At 73.0% G+C, this 21,617-nt stretch carries 20 protein-coding genes; 13 read left to right on the forward strand and 7 right to left on the reverse strand.

All coding sequences use genetic code 11. The features are described 5' to 3' along the window. Positions 1 to 142: 142 nt before the first annotated feature. The 3 genes from panB to AC07B0_RS17825 all read left to right on the forward strand — a co-directional run bounded on the left by panB (position 143) and on the right by AC07B0_RS17825 (position 2,996). Positions 143 to 1,000, forward strand: a complete 858-nt coding sequence (gene panB, locus AC07B0_RS17815; protein ID WP_467290899.1) for a 3-methyl-2-oxobutanoate hydroxymethyltransferase — start codon at positions 143 to 145, stop codon at positions 998 to 1,000. 113 nt (positions 1,001 to 1,113) lie between these two features. Beyond that, positions 1,114 to 2,145, forward strand: a complete 1,032-nt coding sequence (locus AC07B0_RS17820) for an ATP-binding cassette domain-containing protein (RefSeq protein ID WP_478898562.1) — start codon at positions 1,114 to 1,116, stop codon at positions 2,143 to 2,145. Next, positions 2,142 to 2,996, forward strand: coding sequence for an ABC transporter permease (locus AC07B0_RS17825; RefSeq protein WP_478864698.1), 855 nt, complete (start codon positions 2,142 to 2,144; stop codon positions 2,994 to 2,996). Before AC07B0_RS17820 ends, AC07B0_RS17825 begins: the two co-directional genes overlap by 4 nt. A gap of 56 nt (positions 2,997 to 3,052) precedes the next feature. Here AC07B0_RS17825 and AC07B0_RS17830 read toward each other — a convergent pair whose 3' ends face one another. Next, positions 3,053 to 6,490 (reverse strand): AfsR/SARP family transcriptional regulator, encoded by a 3,438-nt coding sequence (locus AC07B0_RS17830; RefSeq protein ID WP_478898563.1) that lies wholly within the window; start codon positions 6,488 to 6,490, stop codon positions 3,053 to 3,055. Positions 6,491 to 6,551: 61 nt separating this feature from the next. On the opposite strand from AC07B0_RS17830, the gene AC07B0_RS17835 reads away from it, so the two are divergent. Next, positions 6,552 to 7,355: a site-2 protease family protein gene (locus AC07B0_RS17835; protein WP_356877433.1), complete on the forward strand. Its 804-nt coding sequence runs from the start codon at positions 6,552 to 6,554 to the stop codon at positions 7,353 to 7,355. Positions 7,356 to 7,412: 57 nt separating this feature from the next. Here AC07B0_RS17835 and AC07B0_RS17840 read toward each other — a convergent pair whose 3' ends face one another. Beyond that, a complete protein-coding gene (locus AC07B0_RS17840; protein WP_356877431.1) occupies positions 7,413 to 7,592 on the reverse strand; it encodes a hypothetical protein in 180 nt (59 codons plus the stop codon). A gap of 138 nt (positions 7,593 to 7,730) precedes the next feature. Then, positions 7,731 to 8,435 (reverse strand): NADPH-dependent F420 reductase, encoded by a 705-nt coding sequence (gene npdG / locus AC07B0_RS17845; protein WP_356877429.1) that lies wholly within the window; start codon positions 8,433 to 8,435, stop codon positions 7,731 to 7,733. A gap of 105 nt (positions 8,436 to 8,540) precedes the next feature. Here npdG and AC07B0_RS17850 point away from each other — a divergent pair, with 105 nt between their 5' ends. Beyond that, positions 8,541 to 9,146 (forward strand): hypothetical protein, encoded by a 606-nt coding sequence (locus AC07B0_RS17850; RefSeq protein WP_478898564.1) that lies wholly within the window; start codon positions 8,541 to 8,543, stop codon positions 9,144 to 9,146. 24 nt (positions 9,147 to 9,170) lie between these two features. Here the strand turns inward: AC07B0_RS17850 and AC07B0_RS17855 are convergent, their stop codons facing one another. After that, positions 9,171 to 9,410, reverse strand: a complete 240-nt coding sequence (locus AC07B0_RS17855) for a hypothetical protein (RefSeq protein ID WP_356877499.1) — start codon at positions 9,408 to 9,410, stop codon at positions 9,171 to 9,173. A 72-nt stretch (positions 9,411 to 9,482) separates the two neighbouring features. On the opposite strand from AC07B0_RS17855, the gene map reads away from it, so the two are divergent. Beyond that, complete coding sequence (gene map / locus AC07B0_RS17860; RefSeq protein ID WP_478898565.1) at positions 9,483 to 10,340, forward strand: type I methionyl aminopeptidase; 858 nt, start codon at positions 9,483 to 9,485, stop codon at positions 10,338 to 10,340. A gap of 130 nt (positions 10,341 to 10,470) precedes the next feature. Then, the gene (locus tag AC07B0_RS17865) at positions 10,471 to 11,118 is read left to right on the forward strand and encodes a biliverdin-producing heme oxygenase (protein WP_356877423.1); all 648 of its coding nucleotides are present in this window, start codon (positions 10,471 to 10,473) and stop codon (positions 11,116 to 11,118) included. Positions 11,119 to 11,193: 75 nt separating this feature from the next. On the opposite strand, the gene AC07B0_RS17870 is transcribed toward AC07B0_RS17865, so the two are convergent. The 3 genes from AC07B0_RS17870 to AC07B0_RS17880 are packed head-to-tail and all read right to left on the reverse strand — an operon-like array spanning position 11,194 to position 14,851. Beyond that, entirely contained in the window at positions 11,194 to 11,844 is a 651-nt protein-coding gene (locus tag AC07B0_RS17870) for a PhzF family phenazine biosynthesis protein (protein WP_356877421.1), read from the reverse strand. A 19-nt stretch (positions 11,845 to 11,863) separates the two neighbouring features. Further along, on the reverse strand, positions 11,864 to 13,381 hold the full coding sequence (locus AC07B0_RS17875) for an HtaA domain-containing protein (RefSeq protein WP_478898566.1): 1,518 nt from the start codon (positions 13,379 to 13,381) through the stop codon (positions 11,864 to 11,866). A 51-nt stretch (positions 13,382 to 13,432) separates the two neighbouring features. After that, complete coding sequence (locus AC07B0_RS17880; protein ID WP_478898567.1) at positions 13,433 to 14,851, reverse strand: HtaA domain-containing protein; 1,419 nt, start codon at positions 14,849 to 14,851, stop codon at positions 13,433 to 13,435. A 124-nt stretch (positions 14,852 to 14,975) separates the two neighbouring features. On the opposite strand from AC07B0_RS17880, the gene AC07B0_RS17885 reads away from it, so the two are divergent. The 6 genes from AC07B0_RS17885 (at position 14,976) to efeU (ending at position 21,610) form a co-directional block, all read left to right on the forward strand. Further along, positions 14,976 to 15,992 carry a heme/hemin ABC transporter substrate-binding protein gene (locus AC07B0_RS17885; protein ID WP_478898568.1) on the forward strand — a complete coding sequence of 339 codons (1,017 nt, stop codon included), beginning with the start codon at positions 14,976 to 14,978 and terminating at the stop codon, positions 15,990 to 15,992. Positions 15,993 to 15,994: 2 nt separating this feature from the next. After that, positions 15,995 to 17,149, forward strand: coding sequence for a FecCD family ABC transporter permease (locus AC07B0_RS17890; RefSeq protein ID WP_356877413.1), 1,155 nt, complete (start codon positions 15,995 to 15,997; stop codon positions 17,147 to 17,149). Then, a complete protein-coding gene (locus AC07B0_RS17895; protein WP_478898569.1) occupies positions 17,146 to 18,087 on the forward strand; it encodes a heme ABC transporter ATP-binding protein in 942 nt (313 codons plus the stop codon). The genes AC07B0_RS17890 and AC07B0_RS17895 overlap by 4 nt, the downstream gene beginning before the upstream one ends. A 164-nt stretch (positions 18,088 to 18,251) precedes the next feature. Next, on the forward strand, positions 18,252 to 19,403 hold the full coding sequence (gene efeO / locus AC07B0_RS17900; RefSeq protein WP_356877411.1) for an iron uptake system protein EfeO: 1,152 nt from the start codon (positions 18,252 to 18,254) through the stop codon (positions 19,401 to 19,403). A 52-nt stretch (positions 19,404 to 19,455) separates the two neighbouring features. Further along, entirely contained in the window at positions 19,456 to 20,721 is a 1,266-nt protein-coding gene (efeB, locus tag AC07B0_RS17905) for an iron uptake transporter deferrochelatase/peroxidase subunit (protein ID WP_356877409.1), read from the forward strand. A gap of 22 nt (positions 20,722 to 20,743) precedes the next feature. Next, complete coding sequence (efeU, locus tag AC07B0_RS17910) at positions 20,744 to 21,610, forward strand: iron uptake transporter permease EfeU (protein ID WP_356877407.1); 867 nt, start codon at positions 20,744 to 20,746, stop codon at positions 21,608 to 21,610. The last annotated feature ends 7 nt before the right edge of the window (positions 21,611 to 21,617 follow it).

The following is a 21,617-nucleotide window of genomic DNA, read 5'->3' on the forward strand; positions in this document are numbered from 1 at the left end:
CGGAGGCGCGCCGGGAGTGTGACGGACCGGTCATCGTGTCCCCTCCGTGGCACTTCCGCCGCGGGCGGGACGGGTGCCACCATGGTGGGTGAGTCCGGGGACGCCGTGAGGGCGCCTCGAGATGACACAAGGAGCAGTTGCAATGTCGCATGCCGTTTCGCCTGCCCGCGAAGCCTCTCCGACCCTGTACGGGGGCACGGGCACCCGGCGCATCACCGTCCGCGACCTCACCCTCGCCAAGGAACGCGGCGAGAAGTGGCCCATGCTCACCGCCTACGACGCGATGACCGCGTCGGTGTTCGACGAGGCCGGCATCCCGGTCATGCTCGTCGGCGACTCGATGGGCAACTGTCACCTCGGCTACGAGACCACCGTCCCCGTGACGATGGACGAGATGACCCTGCTGTCGGCGGCCGTCGTACGGGGCACCAGCCGGGCCCTGATCGTCGGCGACCTGCCGTTCGGCTCCTACCAGGAAGGCGCCGTGCAGGCGCTGCGCAGCGCGACCCGGCTGGTCAAGGAGGCCGGGGTCGGGGCGGTCAAGCTGGAGGGCGGCGAGCGCTCGCTGGCCCAGACCGAGCTGATCGTGCAGTCCGGCATCCCGGTCATGTCCCACCTGGGTCTGACCCCGCAGTCCGTGAACGCGATGGGCTACCGGGTGCAGGGCCGCAGCGACGAGGCCGCGCACCAGCTGCTGCGCGACGCGAAGGCGGCGCAGGACGCGGGTGCCTTCGCGGTGGTCCTGGAGCTGGTCCCGGCCGAGCTGGCCGCCGAGGTCACCCGGTCCCTGCACATCCCGACGGTCGGCATCGGCGCGGGCTCGGAGTGCGACGCGCAGGTGCTGGTGTGGACCGACATGATGGGGCTGACCGGCGGGAAGATGCCGCGGTTCGTGAAGCAGTACGCGAACCTCCGCCAGACCATGGGCGACGCGGCGAAGGCCTTCGCCGAGGACGTGGTCGGCGGAACGTTCCCGCAGGAGGAGCACGCCTTCCACTAGGCACGGAGGCGGCCCGGCGACCAGGATCGTCGCCGGGCCGTCGGCCGGCTGTCGGTCTGCTGTCGGATGCTTGTCGGCCGCATGTCGGGGCTTTGTCAGTGGCGGATGGTCCCATGGTCGGCATGACGCGAAACGACAAGCATCCCAACGCCGTGGAAGTGCGGGGTCTGGTCAAGCACTACGGCGAGACGAAGGCCCTCGACGGTGTCGACCTCGATGTCCGCGAGGGCACCGTCCTCGGGGTCCTCGGCCCCAACGGCGCCGGCAAGACCACCCTGGTCCGCTGCCTCTCCACCCTGGTCATCCCCGACGCCGGCACGGCGCGGGTCGCCGGGTTCGACGTGGTCCGCCAGCCCCGGCAGCTGCGCCGGACCATCGGCCTCACCGGCCAGTACGCCTCGGTCGACGAGAAGCTCTCCGGCTGGGAGAACCTGTACATGATCGGCCGGCTGCTGGACCTGTCCCGCAAGGACGCCCGGCTGCGCGCCGACGAGATGCTGGAGCGGTTCTCCCTGACGGAGGCCTCGAAGAAGGCCGCCATGAACTACTCGGGCGGCATGCGCCGGCGGCTCGACCTGGCCGCCTCGCTGATCGGCAACCCGGCCGTCCTCTACCTGGACGAGCCGACCACCGGTCTCGACCCCCGCACCCGCAACGAGGTGTGGGACGAGGTCCAGCGGCTGGTCGCCGAGGGCGCGACCGTCCTGCTGACCACCCAGTACATGGAGGAGGCCGAGCAGCTCGCCAGCGAGCTGACGGTCATCGACCGCGGCAAGGTCATCGCCAACGGCAAGGTCGACGAGCTGAAGGCGCGCGTCGGCGGCCGCACCCTGAAGATCCGCCCGGCGGACCCCTCCGACCTGCCGGGCATGGCCCGCTCGCTGTCCGAGGCCGGTCTGGACGGCGTGGCCGGCTCCCAGGCCGTGCCGGACGAGGGCGTGCTGCTGGTCCCGATCCTGAGCGACGAGCAGCTGACCGCCGTGGTCGGGCTGCTGGCCGCCCGCGGGTACGCGATCGCCGACCTCGGCACGTACCTGCCCAGCCTCGACGAGGTGTTCCTGTCCATCACCGGGCAGAAGCCGTCCTCGATCGGGGACTCCGTTCCCGCCGAGCACACCGAGAAGAATCAGGAGGTCGCGGCATGAGCACCGTAACCACGACGAAGCAGCCCGCCGACACCGCGGCCGTCCCGGCTCCGGCGGCCGTACCGTCCGGCGAGGGCCGGATCGGCCTGCGGGCCAACCTGCGGCACATCGGCGCCCTGGTGCGCCGCAACGCCCTGCAGATCAAACAGGACCCCGAGTCGATGTTCGACGTCCTGTTCATGCCGATCATCTTCACGCTGCTGTTCGTGTTCGTCTTCGGCGGCGCGGTCTCCGGCAAGGGCAACCAGGGCGCGTACGTCAGCTACCTGGTCCCGGGCCTGATGGCCATGATGGGGATGAACATCGCCATGGCGGTGGGCACCGGCGTCAACGACGACTTCAAGAAGGGCGTGATGGACCGCTTCCGGTCCATGCCGATCGCCCGGTCGTCCGTCCTCCTCGCGAAGATCGTCGTCGAGATCGGCCGGATGCTGATCGCCATCACGATCCTGCTCTGCGTCGGTTTCCTCCTCGGCCTGTCGATCGACGGCTCGATCCTGGACCTGTTCTTCGCGATCGGTCTGTCGGTCGTCTTCGGCGCCTCGCTGATGTGGATCTTCATCCTGCTGGGTCTCACCATGAAGACCGCGCAGGCCGTCCAGGGCATGGCGATGCTGGTCCTGATGCCGCTCCAGTTCGGCAGCTCGATCTTCGCGATGCCGTCCACCATGCCCGGCTGGCTGCAGAGCTTCACCGACTACAACCCGCTGTCCAACCTGGCCGACGCCGCCCGTGCCCTGATCAACGGCACTCCGGTCGGCGACTCGGTGTGGATGACGCTGGCCTGGTCCGTCGCCATCACGGCGGTCACCATGCCGCTCGCCGTCCGCAAGTTCCGCCAGAAGACCTGATCCGCGGACCGGTCCGTTCGGATCGCGTCCCGGACGGACCCCGACCGGGGGCCGGGTCAGACGAGGGCGGTGGCCTCCTCCAGGGTGAGGTCACCGCCTTCGGCGTACGCGGCCTCGTACGCCGCGTCGCCCAGTGCCGCCCGCGCCAGTTCCTCGGCGCGGGCGGCGTCGTCGCGTTCGGTGGTGACCGGGACGTGCCCGGGCGGCAGGTGCCTGCGGTACGCGCCGAGCAGCCGTGCCGCGTCGTCCGCGCGGCCGGGCCCGCCGGGCGGGGCGAGGCCGGCGAGGGAGACGGCCGCCGTCAGCAGGAACACGGCGGGCAGCTGCGGGGCGACCATCATCGCCAGCGGATCACGGGCCGCGGCGGCCGCCTGCCGGATCACGGTGAGCGCGTCGGCGTACTTGCCCTCCTGGTTGTCCAGCCAGGCCGCGGTGGCGAGGAGGAACACGTCGAAGATGGCGTACGCGCCGAGGGCGAACTCCTCGCGCAGGGACCGGAGCTGGGCGCGGGCCTCGGGGATGCGGCCGGTGCGGCCCAGGATGCCCGCGAGGAACATCCGGGCTGCGGGCATGGCCTCGTTGCCGTAGTGCCGGACGTGTTCGAGGATCTCGTTGAGGATCTCCTCGGCCTCCTCGGCCCGGCCGTTCTCGACGAGCGTGCCGGCCATCCGGACCCGCAGCACGGTCACCTGGGCCTTGGCGCCCAGCCGTTCGGCGTGCTCGATCGCGGCGCGGAAGTCCCGCGCGGCCAGGTCGTAGCGGCCGCGCTTCTCCAGTGACTCGGCGCGCGCGGAGAGCGCCTCGGCGCAGCCCCAGTCGTCGCCGAGCGCGCGGAAGAGCTCCAGGCTCTCGTCGGCGTCGCGGCTGGCGTCGCCGCCCCAGTCGGCGCGGTTGGCGAGGACGTTGGCGCGCAGCTGGAGCGCGGAGGCGAGCTCCCACGCGTAGCCCAGTTCGCGGGAGACGTCCACGGTGTCGTTCAGGACGCGCTGGAGCATGCCGGCGTCCCCGGCGATCATCACGGCGTAGACCCACAGTCCGGCCGGGGGGCGGCAGGTCTGCGGCAGTCCGGGCCGGTAGACGGCGAGCATGGCCTTGACCTGGGCGTGGACCTCGGGGGTGTTCCAGGAGTCGCTGGTCTGGTCGCGGGCGGCCAGCCGGATCATGTGGATGCCGCGCCAGGCCTCGGTGAGCAGTTCGCCGCTGTAGGGCGGGGGCGCGTCCACGACGCGTCCGTACACGGGCTGCGCGGGGGCGGCGGGCTCGGCGAAGGGGTCGGGGCCGAGGGCCACGGCGGCGTCGGACCAGTGGCGGGACTCGGTGCGCAGGTCGAGCATGTGCCAGTACCAGACCAGCGAGTGGACGAGGCACAGCACTTCGTGTGCGGCGCGGGCGGCGACGGCCCGGCGCAGGGCCGTGCGGAGGTTCTCGTAGTCGGTGGTGATGCGGTCGGCGGCGGCGCGCTGGCCGTGGCCGCGCAGCAGGGGTTCGGTGGTGCGGGCGAGTTCGCGGTAGTGGACGAGGTGGCGGCGTTCGGTGGCGGCGCGGTCGTCGCCGCGGGCGGCGAGGCGTTCGGCGGCGTACTCCAGGACGGTCTCCAGGAGGCGGTAGCGCATGCCGGTGCCGTCGGGGCCGGGGGCGGCGACCACGAGGGACTTGTCGACGAGGGAGCCGAGGATGTCCGCGACGTCGTACGCGGGGTCCGCGCACACCTCCTCGGCGGCCGCGAGGTCACAGCCGCCGGCGAAGACGGACAGCCGGGTCAGGACGGCCCGTTCGGCCTCGTCGAGCAGGTCCCAGGACCAGTCCACGACCGCGCGCAGCGTCTGCTGCCGGGGCAGGACGGTCCGGGCCCCGCCGGTCAGCAGCCGGAACCGGTCGTCGAGACGGTCGGCGATCTGGCGCGGGGTGAGCAGCCGCAGCCGGGCCGCGGCCAGCTCGATCGCCAGCGGGAGCCCGTCCAGGCGCGAGCAGATCTCGGCGGCCGCTGCCGGGTCGTCGGCCGGGGAGAAACCGGGGCGTGCGGCGGCCCCGCGGTCGGCGAGGAGCCGCAGCGCGACCGGGTCGGGCAGTGGCTCCACCGGCCGCAGGAACTCCCCCGGCACGCCCAGGGGCTCGCGGCTGGTGGCCAGGATCTGGACGCCGGGGCAGTGGGTGAGGAGGCGTTCGGCGAGTTCGGCGGCGGCCCCGATGACGTGCTCGCAGTTGTCGAGGAGCAGCAGGAGCCGGCGCCGGGAGCAGTGCTCGACGAGGCGGCCGAGGGGGTTGTCGCCGGTCCGGTCGGTCAGGGCCCGCAGCTCCTCGGCGGCGCGGAGTTTGGTCTCGCGGGCGCCCAGCGCGGTGAGGGCGGCTTCGGCGACGTCCTCCGGATCGTCGACGGGGGCCAGCTCGACGAGCCACACCCCGTCGGGCCAGCCGTCGGGGGCGTGGGCCTCGGCGGCCTCCTGGGACAGCCGGGTCTTCCCGGCGCCGCCGGGGCCGAGCAGGGTGACCAACCGGGAGCGGCCGAGGTCGCGGCCGATGACCCGGATGTCCTCTTCCCGGCCGACGAAGGTGGTGAGCCGCGCCCGGAGGTTCCCCGGGACGGCCTCCGGCTGCTGCGGGTGGTGGCCGCCACCACCGCCACCGGCCTCCAGGCCTGCGGGGCCGGGGCCCTGGGGGCCGGTGGCGGGCGCGGAGGCCGGAGTACCGCCGGCCGGAGTACCGCCGCCCGGGGTCCCGGCCCCGTCGCCGGGAGGGCGGGTACCGGGCGCCGGGGTGCCGGGGCCGGGTCTGTGGGGGCCGGGGGACGGGGTGAGGAGTTCCGTGTGGAGGCTGCGCAGGGCCGGGCCGGGGTCGGCGCCGAGGCGGGCGGCGAGGTCACGGCGGACTTCCTCGTACGCGGCCAGCGCCTCGGCCGGACGGCCCGCGTCGCGCAGGGCCCGGATGCGGAGCACCTGGAGGGGTTCGTCCAGCGGCCGGCGGGCGCACAGTTCGGCCAGCTCCGGCAGGATCTGCGGGGCCTCGCCCAGCTCCAGGGCCGCGGCGATCCGGCCCCGGCGCGCGTCCGCGCGTACGGCCTCCCAGCGGGCGGACTCGGCGGCCGGGTCGGGCAGGTCGGCCAGGGCCGGGCCGCGCCACAGGGCGAGGGCCTCGTCGTAGAGGGCGGCGGCCCGGGCGGGGCCGGACGCGGCGGCGGCTTCCCGCACCAGGCGCTCGAAGCGGTACAGGTCGACGTCCTCGCGGCGCGCGTCGAGCAGGTAGCCGCCCTCGGCGGAGCGCACGGCCCCGGGTCCGAGGGCCCGCCGCAGCCGTCCGACCAGCGCCTGGAGTGCGGCGGGGGCGTCGGCGGGCTGCTCGGCGTCCCATACGTCGGCGACGAGCAGGGCGGGAGGGACGGCCCGTCCCGGGCGCAGGGCGAGGGCGGTCAGCAGGGCCCGCAGGCGTGGGCCGCCGACGGCGACGGTGCTCCCGTCGTCGCGGAGGGCCTGGGCGGTGCCGAGAATCGCGTAACGCACCGGCCCATTGTCGCCGGACCCGCACTCCTGCCCGCGCACGGCCCGGGATAGGTTTCGCCGCATGGGTCACCAGGGCAGCCGCGGCGAGCGGCAGATCAGTTCCGTATTCCTCGGCGTCGTCGCCGTCATGGCGGTCACGGGCTGGGCGGTGTGGACGGGTTACGCGGCGAGCCCGGGGCTGGCCGTCTTCCTGTTCGTGACGTCGGCGTGGATCGTCTCGCTGTGCCTGCACGAGTACGCGCACGCCCGCACTGCCCTGCACGGCGGTGACATCAGCGTCGGTTCGAAGGGCTACCTGACGCTGAACCCGCTGAAGTACACGCACCCGCTGCTCAGCATCGTGCTGCCGGTGGTCTTCGTGATCCTGGGCGGGCTGGGTCTGCCCGGCGGCGCCGTGTACATCGAGCGGGACCGGATCCGGGGCCGCTGGAAGCACAGCCTGATCTCGGCGGCGGGCCCGCTGACCAACGTGGCCTTCGCGGTGGTGTGCACGGCGCCGTTCTGGCTGGGCGCCCTGGACGGGGTACCGGTGCCGTTCCGGATGGCGCTGGCCTTCCTCGCGCTGCTCCAGGTGTCGGCGGCGATCCTGAACTTCCTGCCGGTGCCGGGGCTGGACGGCTTCGGGGTCATCGAGCCCTGGCTGTCGCACCGGGTGCGCCGGGAGGTGGCGCCGCTGGCGCCGTTCGCGCTGATCGGCGTGATCGCGCTGCTGTGGATCCCGGCGGTCAACACGTTCTTCTTCGACGTGGTGACCGGGGTGCTGGGCGGGCTGGGCGTGTCGGACCTGGACACGTACTGCGGGCGCGACCTGTACCGGTTCTGGCAGGACGCGGACGGGTTCTTCTGCGCGGTCCCGGCCGAGTAGTCCGGACCCCGGAGTTCGGACCCGGGCGTTCGGGCCTCAGGGTCCGGACCTCGGGGTTCAGACCTTCTGGGGCTTCTCGGCCTTGGCCTTGCGCACGTAGTACCAGGCCATGTTGGACGTGAGGCCGGCCAGCAGCACCCACACGATCCCGAGGAAGCTGCCCTCCACGAAGGCGATCACGGCCGCGGCCACGGCGAGGGCGCAGACGACAACGGCGAACACGGCAAGGCGGGGCATCGGGCACAGCTCCTCGGCGACACGGGACGGGGTCGAGCCCCTCCAGTGTCCCCCATCGTCCCCGCGGTGCGCCGCCGGGCGGGTGCGGCGCGGCGGCGCGGGCTGCCGGGGCCGCGTCGGGCGGCCCCGGCGGCGGGCTCACACGTCGGTGAGGCGCAGGCCCGCGTGGGCCTTGTAGCGGCGGTTGGTGGAGATCAGGTTGGCGACCATGGCCTCGACCTGGTGGGCATTGCGCAACCGGCCCGCGAAGACGCCGCGCATGCCCGGGATGCGGGCGGCGAGGGCCTGGACGAGGTCGGTGTCGGCGCGGGACTCGCCGAGGACCATGACGTCGGTGTCGATCTCCTCCACGGAGGCGTCCTGGAGCAGGACCGCCGAGAGGTGGTGGAAGGCTGCGGTGACGCGGGAGTCCGGGAGCAGGGCGGCCGCCTGCTGGGCGGCGCTGCCCTCTTCGACCTGGAGGGCGTAGGCGCCCTGCTTGTCGAAGCCGAGCGGGTTCACGCAGTCCACGACGAGCTTGCCGGCGAGGTCCTCGCGCAGGGATTCGAGGGTCTTGGCGTGGCCCTCCCACGGCACCGCGATGATCACGATGTCGCTGCGGCGCGCGCAGTCGGCGTTGTCGGCGCCCTCCACGCCGAGGCCCAGCTCCGCGGCGGCGGCCTCGGCCCGGTCGGCGGCGCGGGAGCCGATGATCACCTTCTGGCCGGCCCGGGCGAGCCGGTAGGCCAGGCCGCGGCCCTGGTCGCCGGTGCCGCCGAGGACGCCGACCACGAGGCCGGAGACGTCCGGCAGGTCCCAGGGGTCCTTGGCCGGCGGCTTCTGCGTGCTGTCTGAGGAAGTCATGGGGGCGAGGGTACTGCCGAGTAGGCGACGGTTCGAGCCCCGTCGGGCAGGGCGAAGAGGAAGGAAGCGCTCCTCCCGGTCGGCCGGATGGTGCAGGATGCCGCCATGGACGCCGTCAGGGTCGCGCTGCTGCGCGAAGTGCTCGCCGGTACGCAGTGGCCGCGGGACGCCCGGCGCTTCGCCGGCTCGCTGCGGCGCTCGGTGGCGCCGTCCGGGGGCGCGCTGCTGCTGGTGGGGACGGAGCAGTACGAGCCGTGGCACATGGCCGCGCACCTGGTGGACGAGGCCGCCTGGTCGGGGCTGCCGGAGCTGGCGCCGACGCTGGTGCGCCACCGGGTGCTGCCGGGCGAGCCGCCGCACCTGTCGGTCGGGCTGACCCGGCTGGAGGCGGCGCGGCGGGGGCACACGCTGCTGGTGGTGGCTCCGGAGCGGCCGGGCGAGGGGCTGCTGGAGCGGATCCACGACGCCCGCCGGTCGGGGGCCACGGTGCTGGCGCTGGACGGTGGGGACCCTGATCTGGGGACGCTCGCGCACGAGGCGCTGTCGGTGCCGGACACCACGGCGGGGCTGGACCTGGACACGGTGCAGCACCTGGTCAGCGCGGCGGCCGGGGAGAACAGCCTGCCGGCGCAGCGGGGGCCGCGGCGGCTCCGGGACCGCCTGGCGCGGCTGGCCGATCAGCTGACCGCCCCGCCGCCCAGCCGCTGGTAGGGCGGGACGGCGTCCGGGCGGGGTCTACGGCGTCGTGCCCTCGCCCTCCTCCTCACGGGTCTTGTCGTTCCACTTGGGGTCGTTCTGCCATTCGAGGTTGCGTTCCTGCGCGGTCTCCATGGCGTGACCGGCTTCTTCGGGGCTCTGGTACGGGCCGAAGCGGTCCTTGGCCGGGCAGTCGGGGCCTTCTTCGACCTTGTTGTGGACGAGGCAGTAGTACCACTCGCCCGGTTTTCCCACCTGACGCTTCTTGAACAGGGCCATCGCCGTCGGGCTCCTCTCGATACCGGTCTCTGTCGCCATGCTGCCCCATCCCCGCTGGATACACTCGCTCGCATGTCTGGCCAGTCGCTGCTCGTACCAGGCGAGCTCTCTCCCGCCCGTTCCGTTCCCGGAAACATCCGCCGGCCCGAGTACGTGGGCAAGCCCGCGCCCACTCCGTACACCGGACCGGAGGTGCAGACGGCCGAGACCATCGAGGCCATGCGCATCGCCGGCCGGATCGCCGCCCAGGCGATGGAGGAGGCCGCCAAGCTGATCGCGCCGGGGGTGACCACCGACGAGCTGGACGCGGTCGCCCACGCGTACATGTGCGACCACGGCGCCTACCCGTCGACCCTGGGCTACCGGGGCTTCCCCAAGTCCCTGTGCTCCTCGCTGAACGAGGTCATCTGCCACGGGATCCCCGACTCGACCGTCCTGAAGGACGGCGACATCGTGAACCTCGACGTGACCGCGTACATCGGCGGGGTGCACGGCGACAACAACGCCACCTACCTGTGCGGGGAGGTGGACGAGGAGTCGCGGCTGCTGGTGGAGCGCACCCGCGAGGCCCTGAACCGGGCGATCAAGGCGGTCAAGCCGGGCCGCCAGATCAACGTGATCGGCCGGGTCATCGAGTCGTACGCGAAGCGCTTCGGCTACGGGGTGGTCCGGGACTTCACCGGGCACGGCATCAACTCGTCGTTCCACTCCGGGCTGATCATCCCGCACTACGACAGCCCGCACGCCACCACCGTCATCGAGCCCGGCATGACCTTCACGATCGAGCCGATGCTGACGCTGGGCACCCACGAGTACGACATGTGGGAGGACGGCTGGACGGTCGTGACGAAGGACCGCAAGCGGACCGCGCAGTTCGAACACACGCTCGTGGTGACGGACGCCGGGGCGGAGATCCTGACCTTGCCGTAGGCATGAACCACCCGGACCTTTTTACCGACAGGACGTCGGGAACACATTGACTTAGGCAAGCCTAAGTAGGAAGATCGGGCGTGGCGGCACTGCCGCCACGTCTGTTCCCCCTTCCTTCCGGAGGTCCGCCTTGGACGCCTTCTCCACGGTCATCCGTGTCGCCTCGCACGAGCAGCACACGGAGGCCGAGACCTCTACGTTCATGAGCGACCTGCTCGGCGGGCGGCTCGGCGTGGACGCGTACACCCGCTACACCGAGCAGCTGTGGTTCGTGTACCGGGCGCTGGAGGACGCGGCAGCCTCCCTGCGGGAGGACCCGGTGGCCGGGCCGTTCATCCAGCCGGAGCTGATGCGCGTCGCCGAGATCGAGCGCGACCTGGCGCACCTGCGCGGGCCCGGCTGGCGCGAGAGCCTGGTGGCGCTGCCCGCGACGCGGGCGTACGCGGACCGCGTCGCCGAGTGCGCGGCCACCTGGCCGGGCGGGTACGTGGCCCACCACTACACGCGCTACCTGGGCGACCTGTCCGGCGGCCAGATCATCCGCGACAAGGCGGAGCGCACCTGGGGCTTCGAGCGCAAGGGCGACGGCGTGCGGTTCTACGTGTTCGCCGACATCTCCAACCCGGCCGCCTTCAAGCGGACCTACCGCGAGCTGCTGGACGCGATCGCCGCGGACGACCTGGAGAAGCAGCGCATCATCGACGAGTGCAAGCGCGCCTTCGACTTCAACGGCGCGGTGTTCCGCGAGCTGGGCGAACAGTTCCGCCTCAGCGCCTGAGCACGCGTACGGGCGTACGCGCGGAAGGGCCGGCCGGTGCACGGTGCACCGGCCGGCCCTTCCGCGTGCCGCGGCTCAGGCGGCGAAGCGGACGCGGCCGCCGATCTCGATCGTGCCGTCGGGTCCGGGGGCGGTGAGGATCTGGGAGCCCTCGCCCTGGGTGATGTTCAGGGCGCGGCCGAGCTGGGCGGTCAGGAGGATCGCCGCCGAGCCGGTGGCCTCGTCCTCGGTGACGGCCCCGTCGGGGCGGCGGGGGAAGCCCCGGGCGCGGATCCGTCCGGCGGTCTCGTCCTCCCACGCCCAGGCGTACAGCCAGCCCTCGCCCGGCGGCGGGGCGGGCAGGGCCTCGACCTCGGCCGCGCTCGCGTACTGCTCGGTGCGCTTGCCCGTGACCCACTCGGGACGGGCGGTGATCCAGGTGAACTCCCCGTCGCCGCGGGCCCATACGGATCCGGCGGGCGGGTTGAGCTCCTCGATGTCGAGCAGCCAGGCCACCCCGACCAGCGGGTGTCCCGCGAAGGACATCCGCGTGCCGGGGGTACGGATGTCGACGACCCCGCGCTCGGGGTCGTCGACGAACACCGTCTCGCTGTAGCCGAGTTCGGCGGCCAGCGCCTGCCGGGACGCGTCGTCCGGGCAGGTGCGGCCGTCGCGGACCACTCCGAGCGGATTGCCGAACCGGCCGTCACCCGCGCAGAAGACCTTGATCACATCCAGATCGTTCACGCGGGCATTCAAACACGGCTCAGACCTGAGCCGTACGGCGGCGGCGTGCGGCGTACACCGCGCCCGCGCCGGCGGCGACCACCAGGCCGGAGACCCCGAGGAGGGCGCCGGCGGGGATCTCGGAGCCGGTGGAGGCCAGGTTGCCGCCGACGGAACCGCCGCCGCCGGCCGAGCCGCCGCCCACGGCGGAGCCGGTGGTACCGGTGCCGCCCGTGGTGCCGCTGCCGCCGGTGGCGCCGCCGGTCGCCGGGAGGGTGACGTCCTTGTCCACGGCCACCGAGAGGTCGAGGGAGTCCATCGGCTTGCCCGGCTTGTACTTGTCCAGGACCGCGTTGTCGTTGGCGAAGACGGCGGAGCCCTGGGCGGTGAACGCCGCGGGGACCGCGTTGAGGGCCAGCAGGCCGTTCGTGGTCTTGTAGTCGGCCTTGGACAGGTCGAGCGTGGCGAACGGGACGTCCTTCTGGGTGCCCGCGGCCGTCTTCGCGTCGAGGATCAGGGTGCCGGTCTTGCCGGTGGCGGCGATGCGGACGTTGCTGAAGGTCAGGTCGAGCTTGTGGGCGGGGTACTCGAAGCGCAGGGTGCCGTCGAAGGAGGCGTTCAGCTTCTGGTTCTTGGCGTCGAGTTCGCCCTTGCCGAAGGCGAAGGCGTAGGTGTTGCCGCTCTTGGCGGCGCCGCCGCTCGCGGTGATGCCCTTCTCGCCCACGTACTCGCGGAAGGACTGCATGATGCCCCAGGTGAGCTTGCCGCTCAGGATCTTCTGGGGGCCGTCGGCGGGAGCGGTGGACGTCGCCGTCGTGGAGGGCTTCGCGGTGGTGGACGGCTTCGTCGACGGGGTCGTGGAGGGCTTCGTCGACGGGGTCGTGCTGGGGGTGGTGCCGGGAGTGGTGCTGGGGGTCGTGCTCGGCTTGGCCGACGTGCTGGTGCTCGGGCCCGGCGACGGCTCCTTCGGCAACTCCAGCGCCGCCGTCAGCTTGTCGCCCTCCTTGCCCGCGTAGGCGGGGCGGTCGAACTGGGCGGCGAACTCGGGGGTGAGGGTGGTGGTCAGGCCGGCCATGTTCATCCCGGCGAAGGCCACGTCCGCCAGCGGGACGTCCTTGGTCTCCGTGCCGTTCTTGGTGACGTCGGCCGTCAGCTTCTTCGTACCGGTGTCGATCCGGAAGTTCTCCATCTTGATGACGAAGCCGTGGGCGGAGGCGTCGAAGACGACGCGGCCCTTGAAGGCCGCCTTCACGACGTGACCGTTGTCCTTGTCGTACTGGCCCGTCGCCTGGCCGAAGCGGAAGCCGCCCGGGACCTCGGTGGCACCGTCCTGCGTGGTGATCGAGCCGACGCCCTTGACGTAGTTGCGCAGGGACTCCAGCACGCCCCAGTCGAGGGTGCCGCCGACCACCGGTATCGGCGAGGCTGCGGCCTGGGCCGCCCCTGCCGCCGGTGCGCTCCCCGCCGCGACGGCGGGGATGACGAAGGCGGCGGTGCCGAGGCTGGCGGCGGTGAGGACGGCGGCCGCGAGGACGGCCGGACGGCGGTGGGACGACATGGCTGGGTACTCCTGGGGACACGAAGGAAAGGGGAAGGTGGGGCGGGGGTGTTACGGCGCTTCGGTGGGCGCGGCTCCGGCCGCGGCCGCACGGCGCCTGCGGAGCACCAGGAAGACGGCGCCGCCGGCCAGGACCAGGACGGCCGCGCCGAGGGCGAGGTACAGCCCGGTGCCGGAGGACTTCCCGGCCGCGGCGGCGGGCGCCGGGGCGGGGGCGGCGGACGACGGGGCCGCCGAGGGGGCCGGGGCGGACGGGGAGGCCGTGGAGCCCAGGTCGGGCAGGGCGGGCAGCTGCGCGCTGCCGTCCAGCGCGACGGCGAGCGAGACGGGGTCCATCTCGGTGCCCGCCTTGTACATCGAGTTGAAGGCCTGGGAGCCGCCCTCGGTGAGGGTCGCCGGGGCCTCGGTCACGGTGGCGAGCTTGCCCTCGGTCTTCAGGCCCTTGGCGTCGAACTCGACGAGCGGAACCGCGTTCTTCGTCTCGGTGCCGGTGGTGACGTCGGCCGTGAGGACGCCCTTGCCGTTCTCGACCTTCACGCTCAGCTTGGCGAGCTTGAGGTCCAGGTGGGCTCCGGTGAAGTGGACCGTACCGGCGAACGCGGCGTCGAGGGTGCCCTTCTGGCCGTCGTAGGAACCCTTGCCCCGGGGGAAGCGGAAGAGGGCTCCGCCGTCCTGGGCGCCGTCGGCGAGGGTCCACTTGCCCTGGCCGACGGAGCCGGTGACGTACTCGCGGAAGGTGCGGCGGACGCCCCAGTCGACGGCGGCGTCGGTGAAGGCGCCCTGCGTCTGCGGGGTTTCGGCGGGGGCGCCCGGCGTCTGCGAGGGCTGCGCGGGCTGCTCCGCGGCCGGGGCCTTGACGTCGGCGGACAGCGAGACCGGGTCGAGCTGCGCGCCGGCCTGGTAGTAACCGGCGAAGGCCTTGGCGCCCTGTTCCGTGAGGGTGGCCGGCACGTTGGTGAGGGCCAGCGGACTGCCGCCGCCCTTCATGTTGATGCCGCCGAGGCCGAGCGTGGCGAAGGGGACCTGGGACTGGTCGGTGACCTGCCCGGTGTCCTTGGCCTTGCTGGAGACGTCGAGGTAGAGGGTGCCGCTGCCGCCGGAGATCTTGACGGTCGGACGGCTGACGGTCATGTCCAGCTCGTACGCGCCGTCGGGCTTCTGGTGGCCCTGGAAGGACACGCCGCCCGTGAAGGAGGCGGTGAACTCACCGCTGTCGGGGTCGTAGGAGCCGTTCGCCGAGTGGAAGCGGAAGAGGCTGCCGCCGACGGTGGCGGCTCCGCTCTTCAGCTTGAAACCGCCCTTCGCGATGGGACCGGTGACGTAGCTTTGGAACGAGGACTTGAGGCCCCAGTCCAGCCGGCCTCCCTGGACGGTGCGGCCCGCCGCCTGAGCCGCGGTGGCCGGGAGCAGCGCCCCCAGCAGTGCCGCCAGCAGGGCGACGGCGTACACACGGGCGGATCTTGCGGGCATGAATGTCCCCTCCAGGGTCTGGCGAGCGAGGTTAGGCTAACCTAAGCTATCCCGGTCGAGGGGGGAACCCCCAGGTCGGCAGAACCTCACAGCCCTCCAGCCGGACGATCAGGACGGTGCCTTCGTGCCTACGCCCGCCGCGTCAAACCGCTTCCCCCGCCTCGCCGTTGCCCTCGTGGTGATGGCCCTGGCGGTCACGGGTTGCGGAGGTACGGCCACCACCGGAAGTTCCCCCGCTCCGGCCGCCGCCGCGGTCCCGGACCGGGTCGAGCCGCTCGCCGCCATGCCCGTTCCGGCGCTCCCGGTGACCGTGCCCTCGGCGGACGGAGCCCAGGTGACCGTCACTTCCGCGGACCGGGTCATCCCGCTGACCGGGAGCCTCAACGAGATCGTCCAGACCCTCGGGCTCGGCCAGCAGGTCGTCGCCCGGGACATCACCGCCACCTTCGAGCAGGCCTCGGCCCTGCCGGTGGTGACACGTGGACACGACGTCTCCGCCGAGAGCGTGCTGTCGCTGCGTCCGACGCTGGTGCTGGCCGAGACCACCACCGGTCCCGCAGAAGCGATTCAGCAGATCCGTGACGCGGGCATCCCGGTCCTGGTCATCGCCCCCGCCAAGACGCTGGAGGACGTCCCGAAGCGGATCGACGCGGTGGCCGGCGCCCTGGGCGTCAAGGAGGCCGGTACGCAGCTGAACCAGCGCACCGCCGACCGGATCGCCGCCGTCCGCAAGGACATCCCGGCCGCCTCGGGGAAGAAGCCCCGCGTGGCGTTCCTCTACCTGCGCGGCACCGCCTCCGTGTACCTGCTCGGCGGCTCCGACTCCGGCGCGGCCTCGCTGCTGGAGGCGGCGGGCGCCGTCGACACCGGCAAGGAGTCCGGCCTCGGCAAGGACTTCACCCCGATCACCAGCGAGGCCCTGGCCGCCGCCGCGCCCGACGCGATCCTGGTCATGACCAAGGGCCTCGAATCGGTCGGCGGCATCGACGGCCTGGTCAAGGTCCCGGGCGTCGCGCAGACCCCGGCCGGCATGGACCGCCGGGTGGTCAGCGTCGACGACGGCGTCCTGCTCAACTACGGCCCCCGCACCGACCAGGTGCTCGCCTCCCTGGTCGCGCAGCTCTACGGCAAGGGCGCCTGAGCATGACCCTGTCCTACGATCCCCCGCAGCCGGCCGCCGCGGACTCCCCCGCCGCCCCGAAGGACACCGCCGCCGGCGCCCCGGCCGGGCCCGTGGCGAAGGGGCCCGTGGCGAAGTCCGCCCGGCCGCGCGGCCGGCGGGCCCTGCTGCTGACGGTGGCCCTCGCCGTCGTACTCGTCGCGCTCGCCCTCTTCTCCGCCGGGACCGGCGCCTACCGCATCCCCACCGGGGACGTACTCGCCTCCGTCCAGCACCGCACTGGCCTCGGCGGCGCCGCCCTCGACCGGGTCGGGGAGAGCGTGCTGTGGAACGTACGGCTGCCGCGCGTCGTGCTCGCGCTGCTGGTCGGCGCCAGCCTCGGCTGCGCGGGCGCCCTGATGCAGGGCGTCTTCGGCAACCCGCTCGCCGAGCCCGGCGTGATCGGCATCTCGGCGGGCGCCGCCGTCGGCGCCGTCGCCGCGATCGGACTGGGCCTCAGCTTCTTCGGCAACTGGACCATCACGGCCTGCGCCTTCGTCGCCGGCCTGATCACCGTCGCCTCCGTCTACCTGCTGTCCCGCAACGGCGGCCGGACCGAGGTCGTCACCCTCATCCTCACCGGCATCGCCGTGAACGCCTTCGCGGGCGCCCTCATCGGCCTGTTCGTCTTCTTCGCGGACAGCGGCCAGGTCAACCAGATCACCTTCTGGCAGCTCGGCTCGCTCGCCCAGGCCACCTGGCCCAAGGTGCTCGCCGTGCTCCCCTGCGCGCTCGCGGGCCTGCTCGTCGCCCCCTTCTACGCCCGCAAGCTCGACCTGCTCGCGCTCGGCGAGCGGCCCGCGCGCCACCTCGGCATCGACGTCGAGCGGCTGCGCCTGGCCCTGATCCTGGTCGTGGCGCTGCTGACGGCGGCCGCCGTCGCCGTCGCGGGCGTCATCACCTTCGTCGGCCTGCTCGTCCCGCACCTGCTGCGGATGGCGAACGGGCCCGGCCACCGCTTCCTGGTACCGGGCAGCGCGCTGGCCGGGGCCGTCGTCCTGGTCGCGGGCGACCTGGCCGCCCGTACCCTCGCCCAGCCCGCCGAGCTGCCCCTCGGCGTACTGACGGCCCTGATCGGCAGCCCGTTCTTCTTCTGGCTGCTGCGCCGCACCCGCCGCAAGCAAGGAGGCTGGGCGTGACCGGCAAGCTGACCGCACTGTTCGGACGCCACCAGCGGACGGTGCCGCGCCGGCCGGCCCCCGGGGACGCCGTCGCCGAGGCCGAGGACCTGCACGTCCGGCTCGGGGACCGCGAGGTCCTCGCCGGGATCGCGCTGACCGCCGTGGCCGGCGAGGTGCTGGCCCTGGTCGGCCCGAACGGCGCGGGGAAGTCGACCCTGCTCGCCGCGCTCGCCGCCGACCTGCCCGCCGCCTCCGGGACCGTACGGATCGACGGGCGCCCCGTCGGCGACTGGTCGGCGCCCGACCTGGCCCTGCGCCGCTCCGTGCTCCCCCAGTCGGCCGCGCTGTCCTTCCCCTTCCCCGTGGCGGACGTCGTGCGGATGGGCCGCGCCCCCTGGGCGGGCACCCCGCTCGCCGACTCCGACGAGGAGGAGGTGGCCGCCGCCATGGCCGCCACCGAGGTCACCGCGTTCGCCGAGCGCCCGTTCTCCGCCCTGTCCGGCGGCGAACGCGCCCGGGTCGCGCTGGCCCGCGTCCTGGCCCAGCGGGCGCCGCTGCTGCTGCTCGACGAGCCCACGGCGGCCCTGGACCTGCGCCACCAGGAGCTGGTGCTGCGGATCTGCCGGGAGCGGGCCGCGGCCGGGGACGCGGTGGTCGTCGTCCTGCACGACCTCGGGCTCGCGGCGGCGTACGCCGACCGCACGGCCGTGCTCCACGACGGCCGGATCACGGTGGCCGGGCCCCCCACCGAGGTGTTCGAGGCCGCACTCCTGAGCCGGGTGTACCGGCAGCCGGTGGAGGTGCTCCCGCACCCGCGCACCGGTGCGCCGCTCGTGGTCCCGCTGCGCGCGGAGGGCGGCCCGGGACCCGTCGGCCGCTCCGCCGCGCCGAAGCCGGACGCGGACGCCGACACGGACGCCGGGACGGACGCGGACACGGACTTGACCCTCGCTTGACCGCCGCTTGGGGGCGCCATGGAAGGGCCGTGACGGCCTTGTGTCCGGGCGCGAAATGTGAGAGGTGATTCACTGGTCGAGCTGGTACGGGTGAGGTAAGCCTCGGTTAAGTTAGGTCCGCCTCACTGGCCCTTCACCCGTCGTCCGCCTCCCCTGGAGCACCCATGCGCCCCGCTCGCATCACCGTCCTCACCGCGGCCGCCGCCGTGGCCGCGCTCACCGCCGTGACCGGCTGCGCCGAGAAGGGCGGGGGCGGCGGCTCGGACGCGATCCACGTGAACGCGACCGACAGCGCCTGCGAGGTCTCCACGACCGAGTTCCCGTCCGGCAAGGTCACCATCGAGGTCGAGAACAAGGGCTCCAAGGTCACCGAGCTGTACGTGCTCTTCCCCGACGACCGGATCGTCACCGAGCGCGAGAACATCGGCCCCGGCACCAAGGCCTCCATCACCGCGGAGATCAAGGCCGGCGACTACACGGTCGTCTGCAAGCCGGGCATGAAGGGCGACGGCATCCGCCAGAAGGTCAAGGCCACCGGTCAGGGCGGCGGCGAGAAGCGCTCCCCCGAGCTGGACGCCGCGGTCGCCGCCTACCGCAAGTACGTGCAGGAGCAGGCCGACGAGACCCTCCCGAAGGCCCAGGTCTTCGCGGACGCCGTCAAGGCCGGGGACGTCGAGGCCGCGAAGAAGGCGTACGCGCCCTCCCGCATCGGCTGGGAGCGCACCGAGCCGGTCGCCGAGTCCTTCGGCGACATCGACCCGAAGGTCGACGTCCGCGAGGACGGCCTGGAGGCCGGCCAGGACCCGGCGAAGGACTGGACGGGCTGGCACCGCCTGGAGAAGTCCCTCTTCCAGGACAACAAGATCGACGACAACGACAAGAAGCTCGCCGACACCCTGATCACCGACCTCACCGACTGGCAGAAGAAGGTCGGCCAGGCGGAGATCACCCCGACCTCCATGGCCAACGGCGCCAAGGAGCTCCTCGACGAGGTCGCCACCGGCAAGGTGACGGGCGAGGAAGAGCGCTACAGCCACACCGACCTCGTCGACTTCAAGGCCAACCTCGAAGGCGCGCAGAAGTCCTACGAGCTCCTGAAGCCGGCCGCGCAGAAGAACGACGCCGCGCTCACCAAGCAGCTGGACACCCAGTTCGCGGCACTGACCGCGCTGCTCGACAAGTACCGCGCCGACAAGACCTCCTACGAGTTCACCTCCTACGACAAGGTCGGCGAGGCGGAGCGCAAGGAGCTCTCGGACGGTGTGAACGCGCTCGCCGAGCCGCTCTCGAAGCTGGCCGCCGCGGTCGTCAAGTAGTCCCGGCCCCGGGGCCGGACGGAAACATGGACGGGAGAGGCGGGAGAACCCGATGAGCGACTCGGAGCCGGAAGAGACCGGCGGCAGGGCGAACGGCCCCTCGCGCCGCGCCCTGCTCGGCTGGGGCGGGGCCGGGCTCGCGCTCGGCGCCGCCGCGGCCGGCGGCGGGGTCGCCGCCTTCCACGCCGGTACGGACGCGGTACCGGCGGCCTCGGCCGGCGGGGCCGTGCCCTTCCACGGGGAGCACCAGGCGGGGATCGCGACCCCGGTCCAGGACCGGCTGCACTTCGCGGCGTTCGACGTGAAGACCAAGGACCGCGCCGAGCTGGTCGCGCTGCTCAAGGAGTGGACCGTGGCGGCCCGGCTGATGACGGCCGGACTCCCGGTCGGCGAGGGCGGTTTCGGCGGCCTCCCGCAGGCCCCGCCGGACGACACGGGCGAGGCGCTCGGCCTGAAGCCCTCCCGGCTCACCCTGACCGTCGGCTTCGGCCCGGGCCTGTTCGCGAAGGACCGCTTCGGCCTGGAGGGCCGGCGCCCGGCCGCCCTGGTCGACCTGGAGCTGTTCCCCGGCGACAACCTGGACCCGGCCCGCTCCGGCGGCGACCTCTGCGTGCAGGCCTGCGCCGACGATCCGCAGGTCGCGGTGCACGCCGTCCGGCAGCTGGCCCGCATCGGCTTCGGCCGGACCGCGATGCGCTGGTCGCAGCTCGGCTTCGGCAAGACCTCGTCGACGACCCCCGACGAGCAGACCCCGCGCAACATGATGGGCTTCAAGGACGGCACCCGGAACATCGCGGGCACCGACACCGCGGCCCTGGACCGGCACGTCTGGGTCGGCGCCGGGGACGGCGGCGACTGGATGACCGGGGGCTCGTACCTGGTCGCCCGGCGCATCCGCATGAACATCGAGACCTGGGACCGCACCTCCCTCCAGGAGCAGGAGGACATCTTCGGCCGCGACAAGGGCGAGGGCGCCCCGGTGGGCAAGTCCAAGGAACGCGACGAGCCCTTCCTGAAGGCGATGAAGCCCGAGGCGCACGTCCGCCTCGCACACCCGGACAGCAACAACGGGGCGACCATCCTGCGCCGCGGCTACTCCTTCACCGACGGCACGGACGGTCTGGGCCGGCTCGACGCGGGCCTGTTCTTCCTCGCCTACCAGCGCGACGTCCGCACCGGCTTCGTCCCCGTCCAGCGCAGCCTGGCGAAGTCCGACGTCCTCAACGAATACATCCAGCACGTGGGTTCGGCCGTCTTCGCCGTCCCGCCGGGCGTCCGCGACGAGGACGACTGGTGGGGCCGGACGCTGTTCGCGTAGTCCCCTCCGGAGAGGAACCGCCGTGTTCGGCAATTATCTGATCGGCCTGCGCGAGGGCCTGGAAGCCAGCCTCGTCGTCTGCATCCTGGTCGCCTACCTCGTCAAGACCGACAACCGGGCCGCGCTGCGCCCGGTGTGGACCGGCATCGCGATCGCCTGCGCGATCTCCCTCGCCTTCGGCGCCCTGCTCGAATTCGGCACCCAGGAGCTCACCTTCGAGGCGCAGGAGCTGCTGGGCGGCACCCTGTCGATCCTCTCCGTCGGCCTGGTGACGTGGATGGTCTTCTGGATGAAGCGCACCGCCCGGCACCTGAAGGCCGATCTGCACGGCAGGCTCGACACGGCGCTCGCCATGGGCACCGGCGCGCTCGTGGCCACCGCCTTCCTCGCGGTGGGCCGCGAGGGCCTGGAGACCGCCCTGTTCGTGTGGGCCTCGGTCCGGGCCAGCGGCGAGGGCTCCTCCGCCCCGCTGATCGGGGTGCTGCTCGGCATCGCGACGGCGATCGTGCTGGGCTGGCTGTTCTACCGTGGCGCGCTGAAGATCAACCTGGCGAAGTTCTTCAAGTGGACCGGCGGGATGCTGGTGGTCGTGGCCGCGGGCGTGCTCGCCTACGGGGTCCACGACCTCCAGGAGGCCCGCTTCCTCGGCGGCCTGGAGAACAGGGCCTTCGACATCAGCGGGGCCGTCCCGCCGGACAGCTGGTACGGGGTCCTCCTCAAGGGCGTCCTCAACTTCCAGCCCGACCCCACCGTCCTCCAGCTCGTGGTGTGGACGCTGTACCTGGCCGTGGTCCTGACGCTGTTCCTGCTGCCGGCCCGCTCCGGCCGCCCGTCGGGCCCGCCCGCCCCGGCCTCCGCCCCGGCGCCGGGCGCGGCCGACAGGGACTGACACCCGG

This window comes from Streptomyces sp. NPDC044704 (assembly GCF_056433525.1).